The organism is Pseudomonas sp. GW821-FHT02H06, assembly GCF_059421525.1.
The window spans coordinates 260,051-272,723 of the sequence record NZ_JBWKVD010000005.1; the positions used below are offsets into that span (position 1 = coordinate 260,051).

Sequence of the window (12,673 nt, forward strand, 5' to 3'; positions counted from 1 at the left end):
GAGCGCAGTTGATTCGAGTCCTTTTGTTGTCTGCCGAGCCTTCCATGCCTGACCTGCTTGACCACTATCCGCTCACCCCGGGTACCTACCACGAGATGCTGGATGCCAGCGGTGCCGTTCGGCCCCACTGGCAGCGCCTGCACGAGCATCTCCAGCGCAGCACACCTGCGCAGCTCATCCAGCGTCAGGCGCTGCTCGCCAGGCAGATTCAGGAAAACGGCGTCACCTACAACGTCTACGCCGACCCCAAGGGCGCCGATCGGCCCTGGGAACTGGACATGCTGCCCCACGTGATTCCGATGGAAGAGTGGCAGCCACTGGCGGCCGGTATCGCCCAACGCGCGCGTTTGCTCAATGCCGTGCTGGCTGATCTCTACGGCCCGCAGGAACTGATCGCCGAAGGTTTGCTGCCGGCGGAACTGGTGTTCGGCCACAACAACTTTCTCTGGCCATGCCAGGGCGTAAAGCCGCCTGAAGGCACTTTTCTGCATGTGTATGCGGTTGACCTGGCGCGCACGCCCGATGGCCGCTGGTGGGTGACCGCCGACCGGACTCAGGCGCCGTCGGGTGCCGGTTACGCGCTGGAAAACCGGCTGATCGTGTCTCGGGCGTTTCCCGAGTTGTACCGGGATCTGCAAGTCCAGCACCTCTCGAATTTCTTCCGGTCGCTGCAGGAAACCCTCGCGCGCCAGGCACCCACCAGCCACGAAGCCCCGCTGGTGGTACTGCTAACACCTGGGCGTTTCAACGAGAGCTATTTCGAGCATCTTTATCTGGCCGGTCAGTTGGGTTATCCACTGGTGGAAGGCAGCGACCTGACCGTGCGCGACGCGACGGTGTACCTGAAAACCCTCAGCGGGTTGCGTCGTGTTCACGCGATCATGCGCCGTCTGGACGACGATTTTTGCGACCCACTCGAACTGCGCACGGATTCCGCGCTGGGCGTGCCGGGCCTGCTTCAAGCGGTGCGACAGGGCCGCGTGCTGGTCGCCAATGCCCTGGGCAGCGGCGTGCTGGAATCGCCGGGGCTGTTGGGGTTTCTGCCAAAGATCAATGAACACTTATTTGGTGAAGAGCTGCTGCTGCCGTCGATCGCCACTTGGTGGTGTGGCGAGCCGCCGGTGCTGGCCCAGGCGCTGGAGAAGATGCCGGAGCTGCTTATCAAGCCTGCGTTCCCGTCCCAGAGTTTCGCCCCGGTCTTCGGCCGCGATCTCAGCGACGATGACCGCCAGGCCCTGGCCGCGCGTATGCAGGCCCGGCCTTATGCCTACGTCGCGCAGGAATTGGCGCAGTTGTCCCACGCGCCAGTCTGGCAGGGCGAGGACAGTCAGCTGCAGCCCCGCGCCATCGGCATGCGCGTTTACGCGGTGGCAACGGCCGATGGCTATCGCGTCCTGCCGGGCGGCTTGACCCGCGTGGCGGCCGATGCCGACGCTGACGTGGTGTCGATGCAGCGCGGCGGCGCAAGCAAGGACACCTGGATTCTTGGCGAGCGCCCCCTGGGTAGTGAACCGTGGAAAAACCGTCACTCTCTGGGCGTGCACGACTTGATCCGCCGCGACCCGTACCTACCGTCGCGTGTGGTGGAAAACCTGTTCTGGTTCGGTCGTTATTGCGAGCGCTGCGACAACAGCGCGCGCCTGCTGCGGATCATGCTCACACGCTATGTTGACGGCGATGATCCGGTCGCACTGCAAGCGGCGGTCGAGCTGGCCGAACGGTTGAATCTGCTTCCGCTCCAGGACGAAGATGAGCCGAGCGAGCTGCATGAGCGTCTGCTCGAAGCGCTGTTGGGTGACGACTGGCCGTTCAGCCTGCGTTCCAATTTGCAGCGCCTGCAGTGGGCGGCCTCACAGGTGCGCGGCAAGTTGTCCCGCGAGAACTGGCAGGCGCTGGTCGAATTGCAGCGTGAAGCCCTGAGCCTGGAGACTGAGAGCCCTGATTTCGGCGAGCTGCTGGATTTTCTCAACCGGCTGGTGATGTCGCTGGCGGCGCTGTCCGGTTTCGCCCTGGACGACATGACCCGCGACGAGGGCTGGCGCTTCCTGATGATCGGGCGGCGCATCGAGCGCTTGCAGTTTCTCTGTACGACGCTGGCGGCGTTCCTGTGCAGCGAGGCGGTGTTTCATCAGGACGCCTTGGACGGGCTGTTGGAACTGGGCAACAGCGGGATCACCTACCGCTCGCGCTATCTGGCCCTGCCGCAGTTGATCCCGGTGCTCGATTTGCTGGTGCTGGACGACCAGAACCCCCACGCGGTGTTGTTTCAGCTCAAGCTGGTGGCGCGCTCGGTGAAGCGCATGAACGAGGATTTCGGTGTGCCTCAAGACAACAGTCTCGCGACGCTGATTCAGCGGCTGGCGGTGTTCGATCTGGGTTGCCTTGAAGAAGGGTTGTTCGGTGAGAGCAGCATCAAGGCAGCACTGGATGGGCTGGCGGATCTGCTGCAAACCATCGGCGAGACCAGCGGCCACGTTTCGGACCGGCTCGCGCTGCGTCATTTCGCCCACGTCGATGATGTCAGCCAGCGCACGGTGTCGGTCTGATGAACAGCGCCCAGTATCAAGTCCTCCACGACACCCACTACAAATACGACAGCCCGGTTTCCCTGGCCCAGCAGCTCGCCCATCTGTGGCCACGGCGCAGTCCCTGGCAGCGCTGCCTTGAGCAGCATCTGGTCATCAGCCCGACCCCGACCACCCGCCGTGATGAGCTGGACGTGTTCGGCAATCCGCTGACGCGGCTGGCATTCGAACGTCCCCATGATGAGCTGCAGGTCAACGCGCGCCTGCGCATTGAGGTGCTGGAACGACCGCAGCTGGATTTCAATGGGTCCGCTCCATGGGACGAGGCGCAGCATCGACTGACTTACAGCGCCTCGAGAATGGCGCCGGATATCCTCGACGCCTGCCGCTATCGCTTCGAATCGCCCTACGTGCATCTGAAGCAGACCTTCGTCGAGTTTTCCGCCAGTTGCTTTCCCGCCGGACGGCCGATGCTGCTGTGCGCGCAGGCGCTGATGGAGAAGATATTCGAAGAGTTCACGTTCGATGGCGAGGCGACTCAGGTGGCCACGCCGCTGGTGGAAGTGCTGGAAACCCGACGAGGTGTCTGTCAGGACTTCGCTCACTTGATGCTGGCGTGCGTGCGCTCGCGCGGGCTGGCGGCGCGGTATGTCAGCGGCTATCTGCTGACCCAGCCGCCGCCCGGCCAGCCACGGCTGATTGGCGCCGATGCGTCCCACGCGTGGGTGTCGGTGTTCTGTCCGGTGTTGGGGTGGGTGGATTTCGATCCGACCAACAACGTTCAGCCTGCGCTTGAGCACATCAGTCTGGCGTGGGGGAGGGATTTTTCTGACGTGTCGCCATTGCGGGGGGTGATTCTGGGAGGCGGGAGCCACGATCCGGAAGTGCGGGTGACGGTGATGCCGATTACGGGTTAGGCGGGCGTTGGTAACGACTGGGCTGTGAGCGCGCTTGCGATATCGGGGTGTCAGCCAATGGATGGATCATGGCGAAAATCCCATCGTGAGCAAGCTCACTCCTACAGGTTCTCGCGTTCATCCATCCCATTGCGCTGAATCAGATGATCACTCAGCAGGCTTTTCTTCAGCGGAGCCTTTTACTTCGGTGGAGCCTTCAGCATCGGTAGAGTGTTCAGCTTCAGTGGCGCCTTCGGCGTTTTCGCCGTCTACGACTGCACCTTCTCCAGCCTCTGCTTCAGCCTTCTCGGCCTGCTTGCGCTGTGCTTTTTCCTCTTTCTTTTGCTCTTTTGCCAGATCACGTTGGCGTTTGGCGAAGGAATAGTTGGGTTTGGCCATGGGCAGTCCTCGAGGCAGACGATAAGTCAGCACATTCTGCCTGAGAATGGTGCAAAACCGGCGTGGTATTTTTCCTCACCCGATCATCAATCACGGTCAGTCGCCCGCCATTACAGGTCTCAGCCGTTGAAAACCGCGCGTTTATAGACGCCGTAATCCTGGCTGGCGCGGTCGTAATTGCCCGATGCGCCGCAGGCGTAAGCGGCGAGCAAGCTGCGGAAAATGCTGGAAAGTTGCATGGAATCGTCCTGAAGATGGGTGACAGGGCGATCTTATGCAGCCATCGTAGCGCTGACTGTTTGATTGTCTCGATGGCTCTGATAGAGGCCGCTCAGAGGCGCTCAGTAACAGCGCTTGATACATTGTTCTAATTTAGGGCAGTCTTTGTATACAAAATAAAGGGCTGCCCCACCAGGAGACGCACCATGATTCGCAAGCTTGTCGCTGCATCCGTTCTGACTTTGGCCAGTGGGCACCTGCTGGCGGCCGAATGCTCGGTCGAAGTCGATTCCACCGACCAGATGACGTTCACCACCAAGGCGATTGAAATCGACAAGAGCTGCAAGCAGTTCACCGTCAACCTGAAACACACGGGCAGCCTGCCGAAGGCGGTCATGGGCCACAACCTGGTCATCAGCAAATTCGATGACATGTCGCAGATCGCCACTGACGGCATGAGCGTCGGCATCGACAAGGATTATCTGAAGGACGGTGACGCGCGCGTCATTGCCCACACCAAAGTCATCGGCGGAGGCGAGTCGGATGCGGTCACGTTTGACGTATCCAGGCTGGATCCGGCCCAGGCATATGGCTTCTTCTGCTCGTTCCCGGGCCACATCGGCATGATGAAAGGCACTGTCACGCTGAAGTGATCATTGGGCCTGCTTCGAGTCGGTCATCTTGAATATGCCCTGGGCGTTGCTGCTGTCGAAGTTGAGATCGATCTTGCCGTTGTCGGGGTCGATCTTGCGCTGAATGAACTCCACGAATGAGCCCGGCACCTTGTGCGTCACCACGACGCCCTCGGCGGTCAACAGCCCTCGGTTTACCGTGCACGCCTTGTACGCGGTCTGCATGACCCTTCCCGAACCTGACACCTCGATACTGTCCTTCATCGGCCGCTCGCGCCGATTCTGTTCGGCCACCGTCGCTTCCAGATCCACCACCCGATCGGTCAGGTGATTGAAGCTGTTGCCCTCGGTGGCGATCCACGCCATTTCCGCGCTTTCGCTCAGCAGCTGGCGATAGTCATCTTCCCGAACAACGCCGTGTTGGCGGCCAAACGCGCGATACAGCGCCGGTAGCAGCTGAGTGGCTTCCATGAGGCTGCAATGCCGGGTCGTGCGCAGGCGACTCAGAACGCTCAAGTCTTCAGGGCTCAACGGGTCGCGGCTCGAACCGACGACACGGCTGACCGCCTCTTGAAACGGCTGACTGAGTCGGCCGGGGTGCAGTTCGGAGACGAAGAACTGGGCGATGTCTTCCGGCAGATCCATCTGACGATAGCCCCAGCCGGTCATGTTCAGTTTGGTCAGCGGATAGGTGCGCACATCGGTGAAACCCAGCGGCTCCAGCAGGCGCGAGAAGGCTTGACGACCGCGCGGCAATTCGCCGTTGTCCGCCCAGTCGACGGTGCGGATCGCGCCGTGGTCAAACACCACCTTGCGGCCGCCCTCGGATTGCTCGTCCACGTAGCGAAGTCCGTCAGGCACGGCCTCCACCAGCTTGTGGAACAGGCACAGGTTCAACGCTTCAGCGAGCCAGACCCGATGGACCGCCTCGTCAGACCATGAAAATCCGCTCAGCGCCTGAGGCACCTCGACGCGGTGTTCGAGCCATGCCGCAGCGGGCTGGCCGACGGTGGACGCAACGAGGGAGAAGAGGCCTTGGAAAGCAGTCATGGATAGCGGCTCTGGGCGGGGAAGTCAGAGCGCTATGTAAGCCGTGATGGCGAGCGCCATCAAGCGAAAAGAAATAACGGGTTCATTCCGTTTTTGAATGCTGCCCGATGGATTTTCATCCAAACCCATCGGGCATCTTCATTACCGAGCCTTATGGCGCGTACGGCAGATCCCGTTTGTGCTGGGTCTTGCGGTAGGTGCTGACAATGATCTCGGCGGTTTCCTGCTTCACCGGCTCACCGTGCAGGAAGGCGTCGATCTCTGCGTAACTGATGCCGTGGGCCGCTTCGTCCGGTTTGCCGGGGACCAGTTCTTCGAGGTCGGCGGTGGGGACTTTCTCGACCAGATTTTGCGGCGCGCCGAAGCTGCGGGCGATCGCGCGGACCTGATTCTTCACCAGACCGCTCAACGGCGCCAGGTCGCAGGCTCCGTCGCCGAACTTGGTGTAAAAGCCCATCACCGCTTCAGCGGCGTGGTCGGTGCCGATGACCAGACCGCCTTTCACGCCGGCAATGGCGTACTGCGCGACCATCCGCGTCCGGGCCTTGATGTTGCCTTTTACGAAATCCACGGCACTGGCGGCCTGGCCTTCGAAGGCTTTGATCTGATCAACCAGCGCTTTCACCGAGGGCGCGATGTCCACCGTGTGGCGCTCGTCCGGGTTGATGAAATCCACCGATGCCGTGGCTTCATGTTCGTCGTGCTGGATGTGGTACGGCAGGCGCACGGCGATGAAGGTGTAGGCATTGTCGCCGGTGCTTTCACGCAGCTCGCGGATGGCACGTTGGGCCATCAGACCCGCTGTCAGCGAATCCACGCCGCCACTGATGCCGAGCACCAGCACTTTCAGGCGGGCGTTGTTCAGGCAGTCCTTGATGAATTGCACGCGGCGGCTGACTTCCGCCTGCAGTGCTTCGTCGTTGGCGAAAGGCGGCTGGACGTTGAGCTGCCGGGCGATCTCGCGCTGTACGTCTTGCATGATTGACTCCTTGAGCAAAAAAGGAATGGCATGGAAAAGGGGCGGCGGTCGGTGCTCGACTCAGGCTGGCACCTTGAATACGTGGCGCAGATAGGACACGAACTCCGGGTCCTTGCACTGGGTTTTGCCGGGCTCGTCGGAAATCTTTGCCACGGGCTGGCCGGCGCAGGCGGTCATTTTCAGCACGATGCTCATCGGCTTGATCCCCGGAATGTCGGCTGTCAGGTTGGTGCCGATCCCGAAGCTGACGTTGATGCGACCCCGCAGCGCGCGGAATATTTCCAGCGCCTTGGGCAGATTCAAGCCGTCGGAGAACACCAGCGTCTTGCTCATCGGCTCGATGCCCAGCTTCTGATAATGACGGATGCATTTTTCGGCCCACTGCACAGGATCGCCCGAATCGTGGCGCAGGCCGTCGAAGAGCTTGGCAAAGAACAGGTCGAAATCACCGAGGAAGGCATCGGTGGTGATGCAGTCGGTCAGCGCAATACCCAGCAGGCCACGGTACTCGCGCACCCAGCAGTCGAGCGCGGCGATCTGGCTGTCGATCAGCCGCGGGCCAAGTTGCTGATGGGCCATGATCCATTCGTGGGCCATGGTGCCAAGGGGTTTGAGGTCGAATTTGCGCGCCAGGTGCACGTTGCTGGTGCCGACGAACTGGCCGGGGAAATCCTTCTTCAGCACTGAAACGACATCTTCCTGCACTGCATAGGAGAAGCGCCGGCGCGTGCCGAAGTCAGCCACTTTCAGTTCCGCCAGTTCATCGGCGGTGGCGGTGGCGGTCAGCCAGTCGAACTTGCGGTACAGCTGATCGCGGGCCTGGCTGAGCAAGGTTTCCGGGTTGCGGTGGCGGTTTCGGACCTCGCTGACGATGGCCAGGACGGGCACTTCGAAGAGGATCACGTGCAGCCATGGGCCAGACAGGCGGATGCACAGTTCGTCATTTTCGATGGTGGTCTGGACGTAGCGCAGGTTGAAGCGGAACAGCCCGAGGAAACGCAGGAAGTCGGGCTTCATGAAGTTGATGCGTTCGAGGAAACCGGTTTCCTCGATGCTCAGCGACAGTTCGCAGAGCTGCTCGATCTGATGGCGGATCTCGGCCAGATACGGCCTGAGGTCTTCACCGTTGCGGCAGCGAAACTCCCACTCGACTTCGACGTTGGGGTAGTTGTGCAGCACGGCCTGCATCATGCTCAGCTTATAGAGGTCGGTATCGAGCAGGTTCTGCACGATGCGGTCCGCGAAAGCGCTCTCACTCATTGTGTCGCTCCAGCCAGCAGCGGGCCGCCAAGGTGCGGCCCGGGATTCAATTGGGTGTCGCATACAACCTTGCGGTAGCGCTGTGGCGGTACGTCCGGTTTGTTATTGACGATGGCCGACATAATGCCAGTCGTCGTGGAAGAGGGGCAGAAATGTTTCAGCGATTGTGGGACCGGCTTTAGCCGGGAAGGCGTCGGTGGTCACGCCGCAGATGTGATCGTATGCAAAAGGGCCTCTTCCAGGCTGAAGCCGGTCCTACGAACACCGCGTGTGTCCAGTGCGAAAGGCGGGGACTCCCTAACTCACTGCGGCGTTGGCTCGTTGAGCTGTTCGAGCATCCATTCCACAAACACGCGAATCTTCGGCACTTCGGCCGCGTGCTCCGGGTAGGCGAGGTAATAGGCGTCCTGACTCGGCAGGGCGTGGGGCCATGGGATGATCAGTTTGCCGTCAGCCAGTTCTTCTTCGACCAGAAACCGGGGCAGCAGCGCGACGCCGCATCCCACTTGCGCCGCGCGAATGCACATGTAGATCGTTTCGAAACGCGGGCCGTGGTAGCTGTGTTCCGTCTGGTAGCCCTGACTCTCGAACCAGTCATGCCAGGCCTGGGGGCGATGCGCGTTTTGCAGCAGGACCAGATCGGTCAACTGCGTAGGATCGGTGAAGGGCTCAATCGGTAAACTGCCGGGGGCGCAGACCGGGATTAGCTCCTCACTGAACAGCCTCACGCTCTCGGCACCGGGCCGGGCGCCACCGCCGAAATAGAACGACAGGTCGCAGCGGCTCTGCGCCAGGTCGTCGCTTTCCTGCTCGTTGACCAGATCCAGATGAATGTGCGGATGACGCATGCGCCAGCCCTTCAGTCGCGGCACCAGCCAGCGGGCACCGAAGGTCGAGGGTGTCGACACCCGCAGGACTTCGGTTTCGCCGCCGTAGGAACGCAGGAAGTGCGTCGACATTTCCATCTGCGTGAGCACTTTGCGCACTTCTCCCAGATACAGCGCACCGGCTGGCGTCAATTGCAGGCGCCGACGAACCCTTCGAAACAACAGGTGTTGCACCAATTCTTCCAACTGGGCGACCTGCTTGCTGACCGCGCTCTGGGTAAGGTTCAGCTCCTCGGCCGCGCGGGTAAAACTCAGGTGGCGGGTCACCGCTTCAAAACATTGCAGCGCGGTGACCGACGGGAGATGGCGTTTGCTCAGCATATTCGGCTCGTTAAGCGTCGGCATGAAAAAACGGAATGATATCTCGCTTAATCGTCGTTTGTTGCAGTGCCGCCCGCCAGCTATTACTAGAGGCTGACGAAATAACCCATATTTGGCATTCCGCTTTCGCGCTTACAATCAGTTTCAGGAGAAACCATGCTCAACGACCTGCTTACCCGACTCGGTGTCGATGCCGCGCTTTATCAACAGGGCGACAAGCCTGTTCACACGCCTATCGATGGCAGTCAGGTGGCGTCGGTGAACTGGGAAAGCGCCGCCGAAGTCGAGCAGCGCATCACCCGCGCCGACCACGCCTTCGAGGCGTGGCGCAAAGTCCCTGCGCCCCGGCGTGGCGAGCTGATCCGCCTGTTTGGCGAAGCGCTGCGCAAGCACAAGGCCGACCTGGGCGAGCTGGTGTCGTGGGAGGCCGGCAAGATCACTCAGGAAGGGCTGGGTGAAGTGCAGGAAATGATCGACATCTGCGACTTCGCCGTCGGCTTGTCGCGCCAGATGTACGGCCTGACCATCGCTTCCGAGCGCCCGGGCCACCACATGCGTGAAACCTGGCACCCCCTGGGCGTCGTCGGCGTCATCAGCGCGTTCAACTTCCCCGTTGCGGTCTGGTCGTGGAACACCGCACTGGCGCTGGTCTGCGGTAACTCGGTGATCTGGAAACCGTCGGAAAAGACCCCGCTGACGGCGCTGGCTTGCCAGGCACTGTTCGATAAAGTCGCCGCTGAGTTCTCGGACGCTCCGCAGTACCTCACCCAATGCATCGTCGGCGGCCGCGAAGCCGGTGAGGCGTTGGTGGATGACGCCCGCGTCGCGCTGATCAGCGCCACCGGCAGCACGCGCATGGGCCGCGAAGTGGCGCCGAAACTCGCCGCACGTTTCGCCCGCAGCATTCTGGAGCTGGGCGGCAACAACGCGATGATTCTGACCCCGAGTGCCGATCTGGACCTGGCCGTGCGTGCCGTGCTGTTCAGCGCTGTCGGTACGGCGGGTCAGCGTTGCACCACCCTGCGTCGTCTGATTGCGCACTCGTCGGTCAAGGCCGAGTTCGTCGAGCGCTTGAAAGCGGCGTACGCCAAAGTGCGTATCGGGCATCCGCTGGAAGGCAATCTGGTCGGTCCGCTGATCGACAAGCAAAGCTATGAAAACATGCAGGAGGCGCTGGAACAGGCGTTAAGCGAAGGCGGCAAGCTGTTTGGCGGCAAGCGCCAGTTGGAAGATAAATTTCCCAACGCTTACTACGTCTCGCCGGCCATCGTCGAAATGGCGGAGCAGAGCGATGTGGTGCGCAGCGAAACCTTCGCGCCGATTCTGTACGTCGTGGGCTACGAAGAATTCAGCGAGGCGGTGCGCCTGAACAACGACGTGCCCCAAGGTTTGTCGTCCTGCATCTTCACCACTGACGTGCGCGAGGCCGAGCAGTTCATTTCGGCGTTGGGCAGCGATTGCGGCATTGCCAACGTCAACATTGGCCCGAGTGGTGCAGAGATTGGTGGCGCGTTTGGTGGTGAGAAAGAAACCGGCGGCGGTCGCGAGTCCGGCTCGGATTCGTGGAAGGGCTACATGCGTCGCCAGACCGCCACGGTGAACTACTCCCGCGAACTGCCGCTGGCGCAGGGGATTACGTTTGATTGATTAGCAGTGACGGAGTGTAGTCATCGCACCGCGTTGACTTCATTCGCGAGCAAGGTGGAGCGCCACCCCGGTCGCTCCCACAGATTTAGGTGATCGTACCCACGCGCTCTGCGTGGGCACGCCCTCGATAGGCGCTCTGCGCCTGCTTGTAGTGACGCGGAGCGTCATCGGCTGCATTACCACGCGGAGCGTGGGAACGATCAGGTCTGGCTGTCTCTTTCCGAGGGTTTGCGATGCCGTTACGCGAAGAGTGTCTGTGGGAAACGCTGACGCCGCAAAGGCCGGAAGCGCCCGCGTTGAGCGGGGAAGTGACTGTCGATGTGTGTGTCATCGGCGCAGGCATCACCGGTTTGTCGGCGGCCATTCATTTGCTTGAGCAAGGCAAGACCGTCGCGGTCGTCGAAGCCCATCGCACCGGGCAGGGCGGGTCCGGCCGGAACGTAGGACTGGTCAACGCCGGCCTGTGGATTCCGCCTGACGAGATTGAAGCGGGCTTCGGCGAGAAAGTCGGCAGCCAGCTCAACACCATGCTCGGCAATGCGCCGTCGCTGGTATTCAGTCTGATCGAAAAGTACGGCATCGAGTGTCAGGCGACGCGCAAAGGCACGCTGCACATGGCCCACAACGCCAAGGGTGAGCTGGACCTGCGCAGCCGTGAGGAACAATGGAAACGTCGCGGCGCGCCTGTGGAATTGCTCACTGGCAAGGCTTGTCAGGAAGCTACCGGCACCACCGAGATCACCTCCGCCTTGCTCGATCACCGCGCCGGCACCATCAACCCGATGGCCTATACCAGCGGGCTGGCGGCGGCCGTCGCGCAATTGGGCGGTCAGCGTTTCGATCACTCGCCGGTCAAACGCCTTGAACGTCAGGGCTCGCGCTGGTGCGTGATCACCCAAAACGGCGCGGTGCTTGCCGAGCAAGTTGTTATCGCGTCCAACGCCTACACCGAGGGCGAGTGGACCGAGTTGCGACGCAACTTTTTCCCTGGCTATTACTATCAAGTGGCCTCGGCGCCACTGACCGAAGACGCTGCCCGGCAGATTTTGCCAGGCGGGCAGGGTTCCTGGGACACGCGGCAGGTGCTCAGCAGCATTCGTCGCGATGCGGATGGTCGGCTGTTGTTGGGCAGTCTGGGCAATGGCAATCAGAAGCCAGGCTGGTTTTTGAAGGCGTGGGCCGATCGCGTGCAACAGCATTATTTCCCGTACCTCAAGCCGGTGGAGTGGGAATGCACGTGGACCGGCTGCATCGCGTTCACGCCCGATCACTTGCTGCGAATGTTCGAGCCTGCACCAGGACTGGTCGCTGTCACCGGTTACAACGGACGCGGCAACACCACAGGGACGGTGGTTGGCAAAGCCTTCGCCGATTATCTATGCAGCGGCAACGCCAGTGTCTTACCCATCCCCTTTGCGCAGATGCAGCCGCTGGCGGCCGTTGGACTGCGCAGTTCTTTGTACGAGGCTGGCTTTTCGCTATACCATGCGGGCCAGTGCCTTAGAATCGTGATCTGAGAAGAATTTTCTCTTCAAAACAACGATTTCTCCTACATCCACTACCCTCAAATGGTGCGTCCCGTAGCGGATCCGCACCGACGGTGTGCAGTTCGGTGACGCAGGCTGTAACAACAGGGTTGTACAGGTGAAGGCGGCGCGGTTGCGCGCCTGCTTCCCTGCGGTTGCTCTTTTAAAGTCGCAAGGTTGCACCTTGCGCGGTTTAGACGGTTGCACGCCCCGTGAAAAAGGGCAGAAATCAGTCGGATAGCGACAAAACGACGAGTTTCTCAAGAATAAAAAACCGATGGCACGCCACTTGCTCGCAGCAGCTTCGTGGTCGCAGTGCTAATTAAAAAACC

Annotated in this window: 10 protein-coding genes; 5 read left to right on the forward strand and 5 right to left on the reverse strand. The window is 61.2% G+C overall.

From position 1 onward, the window contains the following. Nucleotides 1–44 precede the first annotated feature (44 nt). Together AC07VF_RS11190 and AC07VF_RS11195 are read left to right on the forward strand one after the other, a co-directional pair. Entirely contained in the window at nucleotides 45–2,546 is a 2,502-nt protein-coding gene (locus AC07VF_RS11190; protein ID WP_495008515.1) for a circularly permuted type 2 ATP-grasp protein, read from the forward strand. Then, the gene (locus tag AC07VF_RS11195; RefSeq protein WP_192171084.1) at nucleotides 2,546–3,442 is read left to right on the forward strand and encodes a transglutaminase family protein; all 897 of its coding nucleotides are present in this window, start codon (nucleotides 2,546–2,548) and stop codon (nucleotides 3,440–3,442) included. Before AC07VF_RS11190 ends, AC07VF_RS11195 begins: the two co-directional genes overlap by 1 nt. A 147-nt stretch (nucleotides 3,443–3,589) precedes the next feature. Here the strand turns inward: AC07VF_RS11195 and AC07VF_RS11200 are convergent, their stop codons facing one another. Next, the gene (locus AC07VF_RS11200; RefSeq protein WP_192171083.1) at nucleotides 3,590–3,820 is read right to left on the reverse strand and encodes a hypothetical protein; all 231 of its coding nucleotides are present in this window, start codon (nucleotides 3,818–3,820) and stop codon (nucleotides 3,590–3,592) included. A gap of 425 nt (nucleotides 3,821–4,245) precedes the next feature. Between AC07VF_RS11200 and azu the strand changes: the two genes are divergently transcribed. After that, a complete protein-coding gene (azu, locus tag AC07VF_RS11205) occupies nucleotides 4,246–4,692 on the forward strand; it encodes an azurin (RefSeq protein ID WP_495008514.1) in 447 nt (148 codons plus the stop codon). On the opposite strand, the gene AC07VF_RS11210 is transcribed toward azu, so the two are convergent. The 4 genes from AC07VF_RS11210 to AC07VF_RS11225 all read right to left on the reverse strand — a co-directional run bounded on the left by AC07VF_RS11210 (nucleotide 4,693) and on the right by AC07VF_RS11225 (nucleotide 9,168). Beyond that, nucleotides 4,693–5,721 carry a DUF1338 domain-containing protein gene (locus AC07VF_RS11210; RefSeq protein ID WP_495008513.1) on the reverse strand — a complete coding sequence of 343 codons (1,029 nt, stop codon included), beginning with the start codon at nucleotides 5,719–5,721 and terminating at the stop codon, nucleotides 4,693–4,695. Between the two features lie 151 nt (nucleotides 5,722–5,872). Then, nucleotides 5,873–6,700 (reverse strand): NAD(+) synthase, encoded by an 828-nt coding sequence (gene nadE / locus AC07VF_RS11215; protein WP_282367777.1) that lies wholly within the window; start codon nucleotides 6,698–6,700, stop codon nucleotides 5,873–5,875. A gap of 60 nt (nucleotides 6,701–6,760) precedes the next feature. Continuing rightward, nucleotides 6,761–7,960 carry a nicotinate phosphoribosyltransferase gene (gene pncB, locus AC07VF_RS11220; protein WP_192171079.1) on the reverse strand — a complete coding sequence of 400 codons (1,200 nt, stop codon included), beginning with the start codon at nucleotides 7,958–7,960 and terminating at the stop codon, nucleotides 6,761–6,763. 302 nt (nucleotides 7,961–8,262) lie between these two features. Then, entirely contained in the window at nucleotides 8,263–9,168 is a 906-nt protein-coding gene (locus AC07VF_RS11225; protein ID WP_282367779.1) for a LysR family transcriptional regulator, read from the reverse strand. 156 nt (nucleotides 9,169–9,324) lie between these two features. Here AC07VF_RS11225 and amaB point away from each other — a divergent pair, with 156 nt between their 5' ends. Both amaB and amaA read left to right on the forward strand, forming a co-directional pair. Continuing rightward, entirely contained in the window at nucleotides 9,325–10,815 is a 1,491-nt protein-coding gene (gene amaB, locus AC07VF_RS11230; RefSeq protein WP_495008512.1) for an L-piperidine-6-carboxylate dehydrogenase, read from the forward strand. A gap of 233 nt (nucleotides 10,816–11,048) precedes the next feature. Further along, nucleotides 11,049–12,332 carry an L-pipecolate oxidase gene (amaA, locus tag AC07VF_RS11235; protein WP_495008511.1) on the forward strand — a complete coding sequence of 428 codons (1,284 nt, stop codon included), beginning with the start codon at nucleotides 11,049–11,051 and terminating at the stop codon, nucleotides 12,330–12,332. The last annotated feature ends 341 nt before the right edge of the window (nucleotides 12,333–12,673 follow it).

What these genes read in the sequence shown, in the direction of transcription:
- AC07VF_RS11190 (WP_495008515.1), top strand. Translation starts at nt 45, where the DNA reads ATGCCTGACCTGCTTGACCACTATCCGCTCACCCCGGGTACCTACCAC.
- AC07VF_RS11195 (WP_192171084.1), top strand. Translation starts at nt 2,546, where the DNA reads ATGAACAGCGCCCAGTATCAAGTCCTCCACGACACCCACTACAAATAC.
- AC07VF_RS11200 (WP_192171083.1), bottom strand. Translation starts at nt 3,820, where the DNA reads ATGGCCAAACCCAACTATTCCTTCGCCAAACGCCAACGTGATCTGGCA.
- azu (WP_495008514.1), top strand. Translation starts at nt 4,246, where the DNA reads ATGATTCGCAAGCTTGTCGCTGCATCCGTTCTGACTTTGGCCAGTGGG.
- AC07VF_RS11210 (WP_495008513.1), bottom strand. Translation starts at nt 5,721, where the DNA reads ATGACTGCTTTCCAAGGCCTCTTCTCCCTCGTTGCGTCCACCGTCGGC.
- nadE (WP_282367777.1), bottom strand. Translation starts at nt 6,700, where the DNA reads ATGCAAGACGTACAGCGCGAGATCGCCCGGCAGCTCAACGTCCAGCCG.
- pncB (WP_192171079.1), bottom strand. Translation starts at nt 7,960, where the DNA reads ATGAGTGAGAGCGCTTTCGCGGACCGCATCGTGCAGAACCTGCTCGAT.
- AC07VF_RS11225 (WP_282367779.1), bottom strand. Translation starts at nt 9,168, where the DNA reads ATGCTGAGCAAACGCCATCTCCCGTCGGTCACCGCGCTGCAATGTTTT.
- amaB (WP_495008512.1), top strand. Translation starts at nt 9,325, where the DNA reads ATGCTCAACGACCTGCTTACCCGACTCGGTGTCGATGCCGCGCTTTAT.
- amaA (WP_495008511.1), top strand. Translation starts at nt 11,049, where the DNA reads ATGCCGTTACGCGAAGAGTGTCTGTGGGAAACGCTGACGCCGCAAAGG.